This is a genomic window from Streptomyces camelliae, assembly GCF_027625935.1.
Taxonomy (GTDB): Bacteria; Actinomycetota; Actinomycetes; order Streptomycetales; family Streptomycetaceae; genus Streptomyces; species Streptomyces camelliae.
Genome location: NZ_CP115300.1, coordinates 7,780,143 through 7,795,487 on the forward strand (window position 1 = coordinate 7,780,143; position 15,345 = coordinate 7,795,487).

The 15,345-nt window shown below is 71.2% G+C and carries 15 protein-coding genes; 2 read left to right on the plus strand and 13 right to left on the minus strand.

Annotated features, from left to right (window positions below; translation table 11 throughout):
• Nucleotides 1–61: 61 nt before the first annotated feature.
• The 11 genes from O1G22_RS35690 to O1G22_RS35740 form a co-directional block, all read right to left on the minus strand.
• The gene (locus O1G22_RS35690) at nucleotides 62–787 is read right to left on the minus strand and encodes a lysophospholipid acyltransferase family protein (protein WP_270085071.1); all 726 of its coding nucleotides are present in this window, start codon (nucleotides 785–787) and stop codon (nucleotides 62–64) included.
• An 86-nt stretch (nucleotides 788–873) separates the two neighbouring features.
• On the minus strand, nucleotides 874–2,103 hold the full coding sequence (locus O1G22_RS35695; RefSeq protein WP_270085072.1) for a PP2C family protein-serine/threonine phosphatase: 1,230 nt from the start codon (nucleotides 2,101–2,103) through the stop codon (nucleotides 874–876).
• A gap of 96 nt (nucleotides 2,104–2,199) precedes the next feature.
• Nucleotides 2,200–4,656 carry a SpoIIE family protein phosphatase gene (locus O1G22_RS35700; RefSeq protein ID WP_270085073.1) on the minus strand — a complete coding sequence of 819 codons (2,457 nt, stop codon included), beginning with the start codon at nucleotides 4,654–4,656 and terminating at the stop codon, nucleotides 2,200–2,202.
• Nucleotides 4,657–4,799: 143 nt separating this feature from the next.
• A complete protein-coding gene (rocD, locus tag O1G22_RS35705) occupies nucleotides 4,800–6,032 on the minus strand; it encodes an ornithine--oxo-acid transaminase (RefSeq protein WP_270085074.1) in 1,233 nt (410 codons plus the stop codon).
• A complete protein-coding gene (gene ddaH, locus O1G22_RS35710; RefSeq protein WP_270085075.1) occupies nucleotides 6,032–6,841 on the minus strand; it encodes a dimethylargininase in 810 nt (269 codons plus the stop codon). The genes rocD and ddaH overlap by 1 nt, the downstream gene beginning before the upstream one ends.
• Before the next feature lie 157 nt (nucleotides 6,842–6,998).
• Nucleotides 6,999–7,484, minus strand: a complete 486-nt coding sequence (locus O1G22_RS35715; RefSeq protein WP_225098906.1) for an Lrp/AsnC family transcriptional regulator — start codon at nucleotides 7,482–7,484, stop codon at nucleotides 6,999–7,001.
• Between the two features lie 38 nt (nucleotides 7,485–7,522).
• Nucleotides 7,523–7,723, minus strand: coding sequence for a hypothetical protein (locus tag O1G22_RS35720; protein WP_270085076.1), 201 nt, complete (start codon nucleotides 7,721–7,723; stop codon nucleotides 7,523–7,525).
• Between the two features lie 70 nt (nucleotides 7,724–7,793).
• Complete coding sequence (locus O1G22_RS35725) at nucleotides 7,794–8,744, minus strand: cytochrome c oxidase assembly protein (RefSeq protein ID WP_270085077.1); 951 nt, start codon at nucleotides 8,742–8,744, stop codon at nucleotides 7,794–7,796.
• 102 nt (nucleotides 8,745–8,846) lie between these two features.
• Nucleotides 8,847–9,872 carry a 6-phosphofructokinase gene (locus tag O1G22_RS35730; protein ID WP_225098909.1) on the minus strand — a complete coding sequence of 342 codons (1,026 nt, stop codon included), beginning with the start codon at nucleotides 9,870–9,872 and terminating at the stop codon, nucleotides 8,847–8,849.
• 212 nt (nucleotides 9,873–10,084) lie between these two features.
• Entirely contained in the window at nucleotides 10,085–10,813 is a 729-nt protein-coding gene (locus O1G22_RS35735; RefSeq protein ID WP_225098910.1) for a type 1 glutamine amidotransferase, read from the minus strand.
• Nucleotides 10,814–10,842: 29 nt separating this feature from the next.
• Nucleotides 10,843–12,081, minus strand: a complete 1,239-nt coding sequence (locus O1G22_RS35740; protein ID WP_225098911.1) for a MurT ligase domain-containing protein — start codon at nucleotides 12,079–12,081, stop codon at nucleotides 10,843–10,845.
• A 149-nt stretch (nucleotides 12,082–12,230) separates the two neighbouring features.
• Between O1G22_RS35740 and def the strand changes: the two genes are divergently transcribed.
• Entirely contained in the window at nucleotides 12,231–12,776 is a 546-nt protein-coding gene (gene def / locus O1G22_RS35745) for a peptide deformylase (protein ID WP_270085078.1), read from the plus strand.
• Nucleotides 12,777–12,780: 4 nt separating this feature from the next.
• Here def and O1G22_RS35750 read toward each other — a convergent pair whose 3' ends face one another.
• Nucleotides 12,781–13,425, minus strand: a complete 645-nt coding sequence (locus O1G22_RS35750; protein WP_270085079.1) for a TetR/AcrR family transcriptional regulator — start codon at nucleotides 13,423–13,425, stop codon at nucleotides 12,781–12,783.
• A 170-nt stretch (nucleotides 13,426–13,595) separates the two neighbouring features.
• Between O1G22_RS35750 and O1G22_RS35755 the strand changes: the two genes are divergently transcribed.
• Complete coding sequence (locus tag O1G22_RS35755) at nucleotides 13,596–14,825, plus strand: acyl-CoA dehydrogenase family protein (protein WP_270085080.1); 1,230 nt, start codon at nucleotides 13,596–13,598, stop codon at nucleotides 14,823–14,825.
• Here O1G22_RS35755 and O1G22_RS35760 read toward each other — a convergent pair.
• Nucleotides 14,822–15,343: a cupin domain-containing protein gene (locus O1G22_RS35760; RefSeq protein ID WP_270085081.1), complete on the minus strand. Its 522-nt coding sequence runs from the start codon at nucleotides 15,341–15,343 to the stop codon at nucleotides 14,822–14,824. The genes O1G22_RS35755 and O1G22_RS35760 overlap by 4 nt on opposite strands.
• Nucleotides 15,344–15,345 lie beyond the last annotated feature (2 nt).

A 15,345-nucleotide genomic window follows, 5' to 3' on the forward strand; every position in this document is an offset into this window, starting at 1 on the left:
TCCGTACGGTGACCAGGGGCGGCCGGGATCTTCCGGCCGCCCCTCACTCGTGCAACGGCCGTCAACTGAGCGGCGCCCGCGGGAACTTGCGCCCCTTTCCGCCCGTCTCCGCGGTCTGCCGGACCTTGACGACGGCCGCGTACTCGTCGACGTACTCCTGCTCGGAGAGCGTCAGGATCGCGTACATGATCTCGTCGGTGACGGCCCGCAGGATCGCCTTCTGCTGTTCCATGCCGGCGTAGCGGGAGAAGTCGAGGGGCTTGCCGAAGCGGATGGTGACGGGGTGGACGTTCGGGATGACCTTGCCGGGCGGCTGGGCCTCGAACGTGCCGATCATCGCGCAGGGCACGACCGGCACGCCGGCCGTCAGCGCCATCACGGCGACACCGACCTTGCCCTTGTACAGCCGCCCGTCGTGCGACCGCGTCCCCTCCGGGTAGATGCCGAGCAACTCGTCCTTGCCCAGCACCTTGAGCCCCTCGCGGATCGCCGCCTGGCCGGCCTCCTTGCCCGAGCGGTCCACCGGGATCTGGCCGGCGCTGCGGAAGAAGAACGCGGTCAGCCGGCCCTTGAGCCCCGGGCCGGTGAAGTACTCCGCCTTCGCCAGGAACGTGATCCGGCGCTTGAGGATCGCCGGCATCAGGAAGTGGTCGGAGAAGGACAGATGGTTCCCCGCGACGATGGCCGGGCCCGATGCCGGCACGTGCTCCAGGCCTTCGATGCGGGGCCGGAAGACCAGTCTCAGCAGGGGGCCCAGCAGCACGTACTTGAGCAGGTAGTAGAACACGGCTCGCCCCTCACTCCGCCAGGCGCAGTCATATGTGAGTCATACGTAACCGCCTCGCACCTCCCTCATGCCCGTCCGCGCGTCCGTCACAACCGCACGATGACCAGTGCCGTGTCGTCGGTGGCGCCCCCGGGCGGCAGCAGCTCCAGCAGAACGGCGTCCGCGAGACTCTCGGGGTCCTCCTCGCGGTGGCGTGCGAGGGAGTCGGCGAGGCGGGCCAGACCGGCGTCGATGTCCTCACCGCGACGCTCGACCAGGCCGTCGGTGTAGAGGACGAGGGTGGCGCCCTCGGCGAAGTCCGTCATGGCCTGGGGGCGGGGTATCGGGTCGGGGCAGGCGTCGAGCGGCGGGTCGGTGGCCTGGTCGAGGAACTCCGTGCGGCCGTCGGGGTGGACGAGGACGGGCGGCGGATGTCCGGCGCTGCTGTAGCTGATCGTGTGGTCGTCGAAGTCGATGAACGTCGTGACGGCGGTGGCCGATTCGGCGCCGTCGACGACGCTCGCGTACCGCCCCAGGATGTTCAGGGCCTCGCCCGGCCCCATGGCCACCCGGGAGGCGGCGCTCAGCGCGCTGCGCAGCTGGCCCATGACCCCGGCGGCCGCCAGGCCGTGGCCGACCACGTCGCCCACGGACACCCCGATGCGGTTGCCGCCGACCAGGTCGACGAGGTCGTACCAGTCCCCGCACACGTTCAGCGCGCCGACCGCGGGCCGGTACCGCACGGCGACACGATGGTGGCCGACCTGCCGGCAGGCGGGCAGCATGGCCTCCTGCAGGGCGAGGGCCACCTCGCGCTCGCGGGCGTGGGCCCGGCGCAGCCGCTCGTTGAGCTCCTGCAGTTCGCGGGCGCGCGTGTACAGCTCGGCCTCCAGGACCCGGGTCCGGCCCCCGGTGGGACCGCCGCGGGCCCGGATCAGCTCGGTGACCTCCTCCACCCGGTGCACCAGCAGCCTCACCTTCCCCTCCGGGCCGAACACCGGGGCGTTGACCGGGCTCCAGTAGCGCTCCTCCCACTCCCCGGGCCGGTCGGGGTTCTCGACGTCGTAGCGCTGCAGGGCCATGGCGTCGCGCTCGCCGGTGGCCGCGACCCGCGTCAGCGAAGCGGCCAGATTGCGCATGCCCGACGCGCCGGGGTCGTTCGGATTGTCCGGGAAGACGTCGAAGAGATAGCGCCCCACCACCTGATCGCGGGTGCGCCGGGCCGCCTTCAGGAACTCCGTGTTGGCATCCGCGAAGACCAGACCGGGCGTCAGCAGCGCCACCATGCCCGGCAGCGCCTGGAACACTGCCGCGTAGTCGATGGCCGTGTCGTCCATGGCTGCCACCCATCCGCCGGAATCACGCCGGTTCCCGCCGTCTTCCTCTGCCAGCCGTTGTTCTCTGTCATACGACGTCCCCGCGTGCCGCGCACGTCAGACCGGCGGCTCCGTCAGGGACTGCTCGGCCCAGATGACCTTTCCGCCGGGTACGAAGCGGGTTCCCCAGCGCTGGGAGAACTGGGAGACCAGCAGCAGCCCGCGGCCGCCCTCGTCCGTGACGCGCGGATGGCGCAGATGGGGCGCGGTGGCACTGCCGTCGCTGACCTCGCAGATCAGGGTCCGGTTCCTGATCAGCCGGAGCCGGATGGGGCCCTCGGCGTGCCGGATGGCGTTGGTGACCAGCTCGCTCACGACCAGTTCGGTCGTGAACGCCAGTTCCTCCAGGCCCCACTCGTCCAGTTGCCGGGCGGCGTCCTTGCGGGCGTCGGAGACCGCGGCCGGGTCGGGGGGCAGCTCCCAGTCGGCGACCCGGTCCGTGCCGAGCAGCCTGGTGCGGGCCAGCAGGAGGGCCACGTCGTCGTGCGGCCGGGCCGGGACCAGGGCGTCGATCACGGTCCGGCAGGCCTGATCGAGCGAGGAGCCGTACCGCTCCAGGGCGCGGCGCAGCCGGCCGCGGTCAGCGTCGGCCGTTCCGTTGTCGTACGCGTGGGCCAGCAGGCCGTCGGTGTGCAGGGCCAGCGTGCTGCCCTCGGCCAGGGACAGCTCGACCGCCTCGAAGGGGGCACCGCCCACCCCGAGCGGCGGCCCCTGCGGCAGATCGACGAAGCTGACGGCGCCGTCGGGCAGGACGACGGCGGGCGCCGGATGGCCTGCGGCGGCCATCGCGCACTGCCCGGCGACGGGGTCGTAGACGACGTACAGACACCCCGAGCCCACCGACTCCGCGCCGCCGGCCGTCGTGTCCGCAAGCGGCAGGCCTTCCTCGTCGGCCGTGCGCGCCACCAGGTCGTCGAGATGGGCGAGGACCTCCTCGGGCGGCAGATCGAGCGCCGCGAGGGTGCGTACGGCGGTGCGCAGCCGCCCCATGGCCGCGGCGGCGTCGATCCCGTGCCCCGGCACCTCGCCCACGACGAGGGCGACGCGCGCACCGGACAGCGGGATCAGGTCGTACCAGTCGCCGCCGAGGCCGGTCAGCTCGTCGGCCGGCCGGTAGCAGGCGGCCACCTCCACCGCAGCCTGCTCGGGCAGTCGCTGCGGCAGCAGGCTGCGCTGCAGGACCAGGGCTGCGTCCCGTTCGCGGGTGTAGCGGCGGGCGTTGTCCACGCACACCGCCGCCCGGGACACCAGGTCCTCGGCGAGACTCAGGTCGTCCTCGTCGAACGGGTCCTGCCGGTGGCCCCGGAAGAAGGTCGTGACCCCCATCGTGACGCCCCGCGCGCTGACGGGCACGATCAGCACGCTGTGCAGGCCCAGGTCCAGGAAGGTCGCCGCCCGGCCGTCCGGGATGTCCGTGGCCCACTCCCTGGCCAGCGGATCGAGCCGTGCCTCGCGCCAGGAGCGGCCCGTGGTCAGACAGCGGATCGGGGGCGAGCCGGCGAAATAGGTGGCCACCTCGCCGATCCCGACGACGGACTCCGGGACCCCCGGGTTCACCGACTGTTGCCCGGCGCGCCGCAGCGGCACCCGGTCCGTGTCGCCCGGCTGCTCGGGCTCCGCGCCCCGCAGCACGGACTCCAGCAGGTCCACGCTGACGAAGTCGGCGAAGTCCTGCACGGCCACGTCGGCCAGTTCCTGCGCGGTGCGCACGATGTCCAGGCTGCGGCCGATCTGCTCGCCGGCCCGGTCGAGCAGGGCGAGGCGCTGCCGGGCCCGGTGCCGGTCGGTGATGTCGACGACGGTGTAGTACACGCCCATCGGGTGGCCCTGGTCGTCGTCCAGGCGGGTGAACGACATCATGTGCGCCGTCTCCCGGTGCGGCGCGGACCGCACCTGGCCCACATGCTCGTACCCGACCACCGGCCGGCCGGTCTCCAGCACGCGCCGCATCTGGGTCTCGATGCCGCCGAAGTCGATGCCCGGCTGGATCTCCGCCAGCCGCCGCCCCAGCCGCTCCCGCGGGGAGCCGCCGCCGTACCGCTCCAGGGCCGCGTTCGACCACACGCACCGCAGATCCGTGTCCACGATGGCGATGCCGACGGGGGAGTCGGTCACCATCTGCTCCAGCACCGCACGGCTCATGTCCCAGCCGCGTGCCCCGGAGACGTCGGAGAGCAGAACCAGCCAGTGCGGCGCGCCGCCGGGTTCCATCGCGGGAGTGACCCGCACCATCACCCGGACCGGCTGCCCGTCCTTGCGCCGCGCGGTCAGCAGCCCCGCCCAGCCGCCGTCCCTGCGGCACCGCGCGGCCAGTTCGGGCACCCGCGTGGCGTCCTCGGCGGACAGCAGACCGGTCACCTCGGTGCCCACCACCTCGGCCGCCGGGTACGCCAGCAGCCGCTGGGCATCGCGGGTCCAACTCGTCACCACGCCCCGCGCGTCGAGCAGCAGGGGCGCGGCATCGGCCACGTCGAACCGCTGCCGGGCAGCGTCCCGCTTCTCGTGAGTGCCCACGGTCGGCCTCTCTGTCGCTGAGAGTGGTCTACCCCTTCCTGGCTCAATCTTCACCCTCGGGGCGCCGGGCGGGACGGGCAGTGGGCCGCGTGGGACGGCGGGCGGGGCCGGAGCATGACAGGCCCCGCCCTCCGCCCCTCAGGTCACGAACCCAGCACCTTGGCCAGCGCCGCCAGCGCCGAGCGCAGCTCCTCCGCGGTGACGGTCAGCGGGGGCGCCAGCCGGATGGTGGAGCCGTGGGTGTCCTTGACCAGGATCCCCTCCCGCATCAGCCGCTCGCTGATCTCACGGCCGGTGCCGATCGCCGGGTCGATGTCGACGCCCGCCCACAGCCCGCGCGCCCGGAAGCCGACCACGCCACCGCCGGCCAGCTCGGCCAGTCCGTCGCGCAGGACCACGCCCAGCTCGGCGGCCCGCCGCTGGAACTCGCCGGTCTCCAGCAGGCCGATCACGGCCGTGCCGACGGCCGCCGCGAGCGGGTTGCCGCCGAAGGTGGAGCCGTGCTCGCCCGGGTGCAGCACGCCCAGCACCTCGCGCCGGGCCACCACCGCCGACACCGGCACGATGCCGCCGCCGAGCGCCTTGCCGAGCGTCAGCACGTCCGGCACGACGTCCTCGTGCTCGACGGCGAGGGTGCGGCCGGTGCGGCCGAGGCCCGACTGGATCTCGTCGGCGATGAACAGGCAGCCCTTGCGCCGGGTCAGCTCGCGCACCCCGGCGAGATAGCCGGCGGAGGGGATGACGACGCCGGCCTCGCCCTGGATGGGCTCGATCAGCACCGCAGCCGTCGTGTCGTCGACCGCCTCCTCCAGCGCGGCCAGGTCGTCGTACGGCACGATCCGGAAGCCGGGCGTGAACGGGCCGAAGCCGCCGCGGGCCGTCTCGTCGGTGGAGAAGCTGACGATGGTCGTCGTACGGCCGTGGAAGTTCTCCGCCGCGACGACGATCGTCGCCTGTCCGTCCGGGACGCCCTTGACGTCGTACGCCCATTTGCGGGCCACCTTCACGGCGCTCTCCACGGCCTCCGCGCCCGTGTTCATCGGCAGCACCATGTCCAGCCCGGTCAGCGCCGCGAGCCGCTCGGCGAACTCGGCGAGCCGGTCGTTGTGGAAGGCGCGGGAGGTCAGCGTGAGCTGGTCCAGCTGGCGGTGCGCGGCCTCGATCAGCGCCGGGTGACGGTGGCCGAAGTTCAGCGCCGAGTAACCGGCGAGCATGTCGAGGTAACGCCGGCCCTCGACGTCCTCGACCCAGGCGCCCTCGGCCCGGGCGACGACCACGGGCAGCGGGTGGTAGTTCTGCGCGAGGACCGGTTCCTCGGCGCGGATCAGGTCGGCGGACGTACGCGTCGGCGCGGACACACGGGTGGGCGCGGTCATCAGCGGATCTCCTGGGTGCAGCACTTGATGCCACCGCCGGCCTTGTGGAACTCCGAAAGGTCGACGGGGACGGGGACGTAACCGTGGCCGGCGAGGCTGTCTGCGAGCGCCTCGGCCTGCGGGGCGATGAAGACATTGCGGCCGTCGGACACGGAGTTCAGGCCGAACGCCATCGCGTCGTCGCGGCCGGCGAGCACCGCGTCCGGATACAGGCGGCGCAGCACCTCGCGGCTCCCCGCCGAGAACGCCTCGGGGTAGTAGCAGATGTTGTCGTCGTCGAGGACGAACAGCGCGGTGTCCAGGTGGTAGAAGTACGGGTCCACCAGAGTCAGGCCGATCACCGGGTGGCCGAGGAACTCCTGCGCCTCCTGGTGCGCCTCGCGGGTGGTGCGGAACCCGGTGCCGGCGAGCACGTACCGGCCCGTCCACACCAGGTCCCCCTCGCCCTCGGTCACCGCCTCCGGGCGGTACACGTCGTAGCCCGCCGTCTTGAACCAGGTGTCGTAGTGCACCGACTCGGGGCGGCGCTCGGGTGCGTGGAACAGCGAGCCGAAGACCCGGCCGCCGACGACGAAGGCCGCGTTGGCGGCGAAGACCATGTCGGGCAGGCCGGGCACCGGCTCGACCGACTCGACGGTGTGGCCGTGGGTGCGGTAGGCGCGGATCAGCGCCTGCCACTGCTCCTGGGCGAGATCCACGTCGACCGGTCGGTCGGGATGCATCCAGGGATTGATCGCGTAACTGACGGCGAAATGTCTGGGTTCACAGACGAGAAAGCGCCGGGAACGCGGCACACGGCTTTCGGGCACAGAGGGTTTCCTCCGGTTCCTGTGTGTCACTGACGGGTGACACAACGGTAGGAACGGAGATCCACGGCCGACAAGTGCGAAAAGCTGCGTGCATGTGCAGCATCGATGCGTCGTCGCCCGCCTTCACGCACAAGTGCTGCGCATACTTCCGCGCGCCTCATTCCGGGGCCGGCTGGGTGGCGCCCGCTTCCGGGCTCTCCGGGAGGAGGTGGGACAGCACCATCACGCTGATCGTCTTCCGGATGAACGGCTCGGTGCGGATGCGCTCCAGCACCTCCTCGAAGTGCTCCACGTCCCGGGCCCGGACATGCAGCAGCGCGTCCGCGCCGCCGGTGACCGTCATGGCCGCCGTGATCTCCGGATGGTTCCGTACGACCTCCGCGAGCCGCCGGGGCGGGGCCGCGCCCTCGCAGTACACCTCGACGTACGCCTCCGTGCGCCAGCCCAGCGCCGACGGCTTGACCGTGGCCGTGAACCCGGTGATCACCCCGGTCTCGCGCAGCCGGTCCACGCGTCGTTTGACGGCGGTGGACGACAGCCCTACGTCCGCGCCGATCTCGGCGAAGCTGGTCCGGGCGTTCGCCATCAGCGCGGTGATGATCTTGCGGTCGAGATCGTCGAAGGAGGCGGTCCTGCTGTTCATGCGGGCACTGTAATCAGCCACGCCCGCCGCGAGACGGCCTAGGACGGCGTGATGACCATGGCGAGGGTCAGCAGACCCAGCACCACCCAGCCGAACCACAGCCAGCCGTTGCTGCCGAGCGCGACCGTGTAGGCGGTCACGGCGACGAGCCCGCCGACCGTGAGCGCCCCCATCGCCTTGGTGGAGCCGCTGGTGGAGCCGTTCGTCGAGCCGTTCGTACCGTTCGTGGAACCGGGCATCGCGACACCCTCCTCATGGTCCGTCCTCGACCATGGTGCCCCGGATCCCGCCCGGAGGGGATGGCTCCGCCTAGCCCTTGCGCGCGTTCAGCGAGGCCAGGTAGGCGTTGTACGCCTCCAGCTCCTTGTCGCCGTCCCGGTCCGCGGCCCGGTCCGTGCGCCTGGCCTGCCGCTGCTCGGAGCGATACCACTGGAACAGCAGCGCGATCAGCACCAGCACGGACGGGACCTCGCTGAACGCCCAGGCGATACCGCCCGCGGCGTTCTGGTCGGACAGCGCGTCGATGCCGAGCGAGGCGGGCGGGTGCTCGAAGGTGCTCACCATCGGCGCCGACGCCATCATCAGCGCGATGCCGAAGAACGCGTGGAACGGCATGCCCGCGAACAGCTCCAGCATGCGCATCACGTACCCGGGCCGGTGCGGGCCCGGGTCGACGCCCATGATCGGCCAGAAGAACACCATGCCCACGGCGAAGAAGTGCACCATCATCGCGATGTGCCCGGCCTTCGACCCCATCAGGAAGTCGAACAGCGGGGTGAAGTACAGCACGTACAGGCTCGCGATGAACATCGGGATCGTGAACGCCGGGTGCGTGACGATCCGCATGTAGCGGCTGTGCAGCAGCGCCAGCAGCAGCTCGCGCGGCCCCTTGCGGCCCTTGCCGGCGACGGGCAGCGCGCGCAGCGCCAGCGTGACCGGGGCGCCGAGCAGGATCAGGATGGGCGACAGCATGCTGATGATCATGTGCTGCACCATGTGCACGCTGAACATGACCATGCCGTAGTCGTTGAGCTTGGTGCACATCACCACCGCGACGGTCAGCACACCGACGGCGTACGACACCGTACGGCCGGCCGGCCACGCGTCCCCGCGCCGCCGCAGCCGTACGACACCCCATCCGTACAGCCCGAGCCCGAGCAGGCACGCGATGAGGAAGAACGGGTCGGTGGACCACTCCAGCCCCCGCCCCAGCGTGAACGGCGGCAGATCCATCATCATGCCGTGCCCGCTGTGATCCATCCGGCGGCTCCTGTTTCGTGGGGGTTGTGCGAGTTGTCCGCCCCCAGAGTAGAACTGCCCCCGGTCACGGCCGTGACCGGGGGCAGGTTGTCCGCAGGCGAACTACAGCACGCACTCCGCCTCGTCGTACCGCTCCACCGGAACGGTCTTCAGCGTCTCCACGGCCTCCGCCAGCGACACCATCACGATGTCGGTCCCGCGCAGCGCCGTCATCCGGCCGAACTCGCCCCGGTGCACGGCCTCCACCGCGTGCCAGCCGAAGCGCGTGGCGAGGACCCGGTCGTACGCGGTCGGCGTGCCGCCCCGCTGGACGTGCCCGAGGATGACCGGCCGCGCCTCCTTGCCGAGCCGCTGCTCCAGCTCGATCGACAGCTGCCGGGCGATGCCGGCGAAGCGCTCGTGGCCGTAGATGTCCTTGCCGCCCTCGTCGAACTCCATCGTGCCGGTCTTCGGCTTGGCGCCCTCGGCTGCGACCACGATGGCGAACCGCTTGCCCGCCGCGAACCGCTCGCCGACCTTCTTCGTCAACTCCTCGATGTCGAAGGGCCGTTCCGGTACGACGACGGCGTGGGCGCCGGCCGCCATGCCGGAGTGCAGCGCGATCCAGCCGGTGTGCCGGCCCATGACCTCCACGATCAGCACCCGCTGGTGCGACTCGGCGGTGGTCTTCAGCCGGTCCAGGGCCTCCGTCGCCACGGTCACGGCCGTGTCGAAGCCGAAGGTGACATCGGTGACGGCGATGTCGTTGTCGATGGTCTTGGGCACGCCCACGATCGGCAGCCCGTTGTCCGACAGCAGCCGGGCCGCCTTCAGCGTGCCCTCACCGCCGATCGGGATGATCGCGTCCAGGCCGAGCTCCTGGACATGGCCCTTGGCCCGCTCCACCCCGTCGCGCAAGTGCTCCGGGCGGACCCGGGAGGAGCCGAGGATGGTGCCGCCGCGTGCCAGGATGCCGCCCACGGCATCGAGGTCGAGCTTCAGATAGTCGCACTCCAGGAGGCCTTTCCAGCCGTCCCGGAAACCGATGACCTCGTCGCCGTGGTCGGCGACGGCACGGTGCACGACGGACCGGATGACGGCGTTCAGGCCGGGGCAGTCGCCGCCGGACGTGAGGACACCAATGCGCATAGCCCGAAATACCTTCTCAACGTGGGCCGGGTGACCGGACCACGTTGTCCGGCGGATTCCCGGCCACCCTACCGGCGTGAGGGGGTCGCTCCGTAGCAGGCGTCCGCCTGCTGGACGCGCCCGCGCATATGAGCGGACGGTCCGTCAGGCGGGCTCGGAACCATCGTGCCGACAGGCGCTGGAAAGGCCCTCCAGTGTCCCTGGAAGGAGCCTTACGCAGGCTGCTGAGCGGCCGCGATGCGCTCGCCCCGCAGAGCCTCGTACCAGCGGTCGTCGATCGGCGGCAGCGCGTTGACGTCGAGCGCCAGCTTCAGCAGCAGGTCGGCGATCAGCGGGTTGCGGGCGAGGACCGGGCCGTGCATGTACGTACCGAAGACGGTCCCGTTGTACGCGCCCTCCGTGCCGTCCCCGGTGCCGTTGCCCTTGCCGATCTGCACCCGGGCGAACGGGCGGGCGTTCGGGCCGACGTGGGTGACACCCTGGTGGTTCTCGAAGCCGGTCAGCTGGGGCAGGCCGAGCTGCGGGTCGATGTCGGCGAGCACGTCACCGACGCACCGCTCGCCCTCGCCGCGCACCGACACCACGTCGAGCAGACCGAGGCCCGGCTCGCGCTGGCCGAGGTCGTTGATGAACTCGTGGCCGAGGATCTGGTAGCCGGCGCACACCGAGAAGACGATCGCGCCGTTCTGCACGGCCTGGTACAGATGTCCGTCCCGGCGCAGCCGCTCGGCCGCGAGCCGCTGCGGGCGGTCCTCGCCGCCGCCGATCAGGTAGATGTCGCCGGAGGTCGGGATCGGCTGGTCGCTGCGCACGTCCAGGCGGGCCACGTCCAGGCCGCGCTGCCGGGCCCGGCGCTCCACGACGAGCGCGTTGCCCTGGTCGCCGTAGGTGCTCAGCAGGTCCGGGTAGACCCACACCAGCCGCAGTTGGTTGTCGCTCATGAGGTGATCGCCCTTCGAGGATCAGAAGATCAGTTGCCGACGCGGCGGCGCAGGTCCTGGAAAGCGGTGTAGTTCGCGATGACCTCGATCCGGCCGGGCGGGCACATCTGCACGGCCTGGTCGAGGGTGTCGCAGACCTGGAAGTGCTGGTTCGCGACCTCCAGACGGACGGCGAGGTCCAGCTTGCGATCGCCGATCACGAAGATCGGGTGGCCGGTGAGCCGGGTGTAGTCGACGTCCCACAGCCAGGAGGTGTCGGTGCCGTCGGCCCCGCGGGCGTTCACGGAGAGGATGACCGGCGCGGGCGGCTGGTCGATCAGGGAGAACGTCTCCAGCCAGCCGGCCGGGTTCTTGGCCAGCAGCAGCCGCAGATCACGGTTCAGGAACTGCACGACGTCGTAGCGGCCGGCCACGGCCTGCACCTGGTACATCCGCTCCAGGGCGACCTGCGGCGGCACCCCGAAGACGGCGGCCACGGCGGCGGAGCTGGCCGCGTTCGCCTTGTTGGCGCGCCCCGGGAGCTGCAGATGGATCGGCCACGCGGAGCCGTGCGGGTCGAGGACGTGGTCCCCGGACAGCGCCCAGGTCGGCTGGGGCCGGCGGAACCCGCACTCGCCGCAGTACCAGTCGTCGCCGGGGCGCTGCATCACGCCACCGCAGGACGGGCAGGACCAGGCGTCGTCCTTCCACATCTGCCCGGCGGCGACCCAGACCACGTTCGGGGAGGAGGAGGCGGCCCACACCACCAGCGGGTCGTCGCAGTTGGCGACGACGACGGCCTTGGAGCCGGCGAGGCCCTCGCGCCAGTTCTCGGCGAGCATCCGGGTCTCGGCGGCGCGGTCGAGCTGGTCGCGGGAGAGGTTGAGCAGGGCGATGCACTTCGGGTCGGTGTCCCGGGCCACCCCGGCCAGGTACTTCTCGTCGACCTCGATGACCGCGAACTTCGCGTCCGAGCCGCCCGCGAGCGCGGAGGTGATGCCGGCCGGCATGTTGGCGCCGAGCGCGTTGGACACGACCGGGCCGGCGGCGCGCAGTGCCTCGGCGATCAGCCGGGTCGTCGTGGTCTTGCCGTTGGTGGCGGAGACCAGGACGACGTCCAGGTTCTGGGCGAGCCGGGCGAGCAGGTCGGGGTCGAGTCTCAGCGCGACCCGGCCACCGATCACCGACCCGCTGCCGCGTCCCGCGGCGCGCGATGCCGCAGCGACCGCCTTGCCCGCGGTCACGGCCAGCTTGGCCCGCGGCGTGAGCGGGTCCGAGTTGCCTGCCATCAGTTCTCGATCCTCCTTGCGTACGCGCCGCGCCTGGGGCCATCCGGCAGCGTGGTGTGGACCTCAGCCTATCGAGATCCCTTCGCACACCCGAATCGCGCCCACACCTGGGCGAGGGCGTGGGTCGAACGAACCGTACCCTTGCGGCCATGCGACACGGTTCCATTCCGGGCGCCCGCGGGCGAGTCCGGCCCCTCACCCTGCTCGGCGACGCGGCGCTGCGCGAGCAATGCCGGGAAGTCACCGAATTCGGCGCCGAGCTGGCGGACCTCGTGGAGGATCTGTTCGCCACGATGTACGCGGCGCAGGGGGTCGGTCTGGCGGCGAATCAGGTGGGAGTGCCGCTGCGGGTGTTCGTGTACGACTGCCCCGACGACGATGACGTACGTCACCTGGGTCACATCGTGAACCCCCGCCTGGTGGAGACGGACGGTGTCGTGATCCGCGGCCCCGAGGGCTGCCTGTCCCTGCCGGGGCTGGAGGCGGGGACGCAGCGGTATGACCACGCGGTGGTCGAGGGTGTCACGGCGACGGGGGAGCCGGTCACCGTGCACGGCACGGGGTTCTTCGCGCGGTGCCTGCAGCACGAGTGCGACCACCTGGAGGGCCGGGTGTACGCGGATCAGGTGACGGGGTGGCGCAAGCGCAGACTGCTGCGGCAGATCTCCCGGGCTTCCTGGAGCGGGCAGGCCTGACCGCCTAGAACCCGGGACCGCCGATCCTGTCCCCGGCCGCCGCCAGACGGCCCCACAGCAGGTCCGCCAAAGACCGCACCAACTCGGCCCGGGCGCAGGGCCGTTCCCCCAACCACCAGTCCCCGGCCGCGTGCATCATCCCGACGATCCCGTGCCCCCACACCCGCGCGAGCTGCTGGCTGTCCGGACCGAGGTCCACCCGCTCCTCGATGACCTGGGCCAGCTCCTCGCCCATCCGCCGCAGCAGCGGAGCGGAGTGCTTGCCGACGTCGAAGCCCTGGTCGCCGCCCGTGCTGCCCTCCGCCGGGTGCATCAGGAACCGGTACACCTGAGGACGCGCCTCGATCGCGGCGAGGTAGGTGTCCAGCGTGGACTCGACCCGCTCGCGCCGGTCCGCGGGAGCGTCCAGCGCCGCCCGCAGGGAAGCGAGCAGCGCGTCCGTGTGCCGCTTGGCGAGGGCCGCGTACAGCCCGCCCTTGTCGCCGAAGTGGCGGTACAGGATCGGCTTGGTGATCCCGGCCTCGGCCGCGATCGCGTTCATCGACGCCTGCGGGCCGTCCCGGAGCACCACCCGGTCCGCGGCCTCCAGCAGCTCGCGCCGTCGGCGGTCGGCGGACCGCTGCTGCTCGGTCCGCTGTGTGGTGTCCATGTCTTCTCCCCACCCGTGCTGATTCGGTGACGCCTGCGCAAACTAACACTGACTGTGCCCCTGACATCGAACGGGATGCCGAGGCGTCATCGCCGGTTGACTTTTCCTACCCGTGGGTAACAGACTCGGGTTACCGCTAGTAACATCGCACTGCCGCCGCTGGAGGGGACATGGCCGAGTTCACCATGGAGCTGAACGACGAACAAAGGGAAGTCCGGGACTGGCTCCATGGCTTCGCCGCCGACGTGATCCGCCCCGCGGCCGCCGAGTGGGACGAGCGCGAGGAGACTCCCTGGCCGGTCATCCAGGAGGCCGCGAAGGTGGGCATCTACTCCCTCGACTTCTACGCGCAGCAGTACTTCGACCCCACCGGGCTCGGTATCCCGATGGCGATGGAGGAGCTGTTCTGGGGCGACGCGGGCATCGCCCTCTCCATTGTGGGCACGGGCCTCGCCGCCGTGGGCGTGCTCGCCAACGGAACCGAGGAGCAGATCGGCACCTGGATCCCGCAGATGTACGGCGACCAGAACGATGTCAAGGTCGCCGCGTTCTGCTCCTCCGAGCCCGACGCCGGTTCCGACGTCGCCTCCATGCGCACGCGTGCCGTGTACGACGAGACGAAGGACGAGTGGGTGATCAACGGCACGAAGACCTGGGCGACCAACGGTGGCATTGCCAACGTCCATGTCGTCGTCGCCGTCGTCGACCCGGAGCTGGGCTCCAAGGGCCACGCCTCCTTCATCGTCCCGCCGGGCACCCCCGGTCTCGCGCAGGGCCAGAAGTTCAAGAAGCACGGCATCCGCGCCTCGCACACCGCCGAGGTCATCCTCGACAACGTCCGGGTCCCCGGCTCCTGCCTGCTCGGCGGCAAGGAGAAGCTGGACGAGCGCCTCGCCCGCGCCCGCGAGAGGGCGAAGGCCGGCGGAGGGGAGCGTGTGAAGAACGCGGCGATGGCGACGTTCGAGGCGTCCCGCCCGGCCGTCGGCGCGATGGCGGTCGGCACGGCGCGCGCCGCGTACGAGGTCGCCCTGGACTACGCGAAGACCCGCGAGCAGTTCGGCCGGCCGATCATCGACAACCAGGGCGTCGCCTTCCAGCTCGCCGACATGCGGACCCAGATCGACGCGGCCCGGCTGCTGGTCTGGCGCGCCTCCTGGATGGCGGTCAACGGCAAGCCGTTCACCGCCGCCGAGGGCTCCATGTCGAAGCTGTTCGCCAGCGAGACGGCCAAGAAGGTCACCGCCCAGGCCATCCAGATCCTCGGCGGCAACGGTTACACCCGTGAATACCCCGTCGAGCGCATGCACCGGGACGCGGCCATCTACACCATCTTCGAGGGCACGAGTGAGATCCAGCGCCTGGTCATCGCCCGCACCCTCTCGGGCATGCCTCTGCGCTAACGGTGCTTGAGCGGCGTCAGCTGCTCGATGTCGTACGTGGCCCGCAGCGCCTCGATCGCCTCCTGGTCCGGCGGGCCCCCGTTCCCCAGGATCTCCAGCAGCTCCTCGAAGTAGCGTTCGTGATCCGGCGGCGGACTCGCCTGGAAGAACATCTTCGCCGGCGTGTCCGTCGGGTTCGCGAACGCATGGGGGCAACCGGGCGGTACGACGATCACCGTACCCTGGGTCGCCCGGACCACCCTGTTGCCCGAACTCGACTGCCACTTCTGCCAGTTGTCGGGTGTGCGGACGAGCGGCTCGAAGGCGAGGACGTCGAGCTCGCCCTCCAGGACGTAGAACAGCTCCTCGCTGCGCGTGTGCACATGCGCACCCACGTCGAAACCCGGCGGGACCTCCACCTCGAAGGTGGAGGCCATCCGCGAGTGCATGCCGGTGACCTTGAACGTCACCCGCTGGGCCGGTGTCTCGACGACACGGCCGTGGCCCGGCGGTACGAGGAGTCCCTCGGTCCCGGTCATCG

Bases quoted from the DNA above. Each gene is read 5' to 3' on its own strand.
- O1G22_RS35695 (WP_270085072.1), bottom strand. From the start codon at position 2,103: ATGGACGACACGGCCATCGACTACGCGGCAGTGTTCCAGGCGCTGCCG.
- rocD (WP_270085074.1), bottom strand. From the start codon at position 6,032: ATGACCGCGCCCACCCGTGTGTCCGCGCCGACGCGTACGTCCGCCGAC.
- O1G22_RS35715 (WP_225098906.1), bottom strand. From the start codon at position 7,484: ATGAACAGCAGGACCGCCTCCTTCGACGATCTCGACCGCAAGATCATC.
- O1G22_RS35720 (WP_270085076.1), bottom strand. From the start codon at position 7,723: ATGCCCGGTTCCACGAACGGTACGAACGGCTCGACGAACGGCTCCACC.
- O1G22_RS35725 (WP_270085077.1), bottom strand. From the start codon at position 8,744: ATGGATCACAGCGGGCACGGCATGATGATGGATCTGCCGCCGTTCACG.
- O1G22_RS35730 (WP_225098909.1), bottom strand. From the start codon at position 9,872: ATGCGCATTGGTGTCCTCACGTCCGGCGGCGACTGCCCCGGCCTGAAC.
- O1G22_RS35735 (WP_225098910.1), bottom strand. From the start codon at position 10,813: ATGAGCGACAACCAACTGCGGCTGGTGTGGGTCTACCCGGACCTGCTG.
- O1G22_RS35740 (WP_225098911.1), bottom strand. From the start codon at position 12,081: ATGGCAGGCAACTCGGACCCGCTCACGCCGCGGGCCAAGCTGGCCGTG.
- def (WP_270085078.1), top strand. From the start codon at position 12,231: ATGCGACACGGTTCCATTCCGGGCGCCCGCGGGCGAGTCCGGCCCCTC.
- O1G22_RS35750 (WP_270085079.1), bottom strand. From the start codon at position 13,425: ATGGACACCACACAGCGGACCGAGCAGCAGCGGTCCGCCGACCGCCGA.
- O1G22_RS35755 (WP_270085080.1), top strand. From the start codon at position 13,596: ATGGCCGAGTTCACCATGGAGCTGAACGACGAACAAAGGGAAGTCCGG.
- O1G22_RS35760 (WP_270085081.1), bottom strand. From the start codon at position 15,343: ATGACCGGGACCGAGGGACTCCTCGTACCGCCGGGCCACGGCCGTGTC.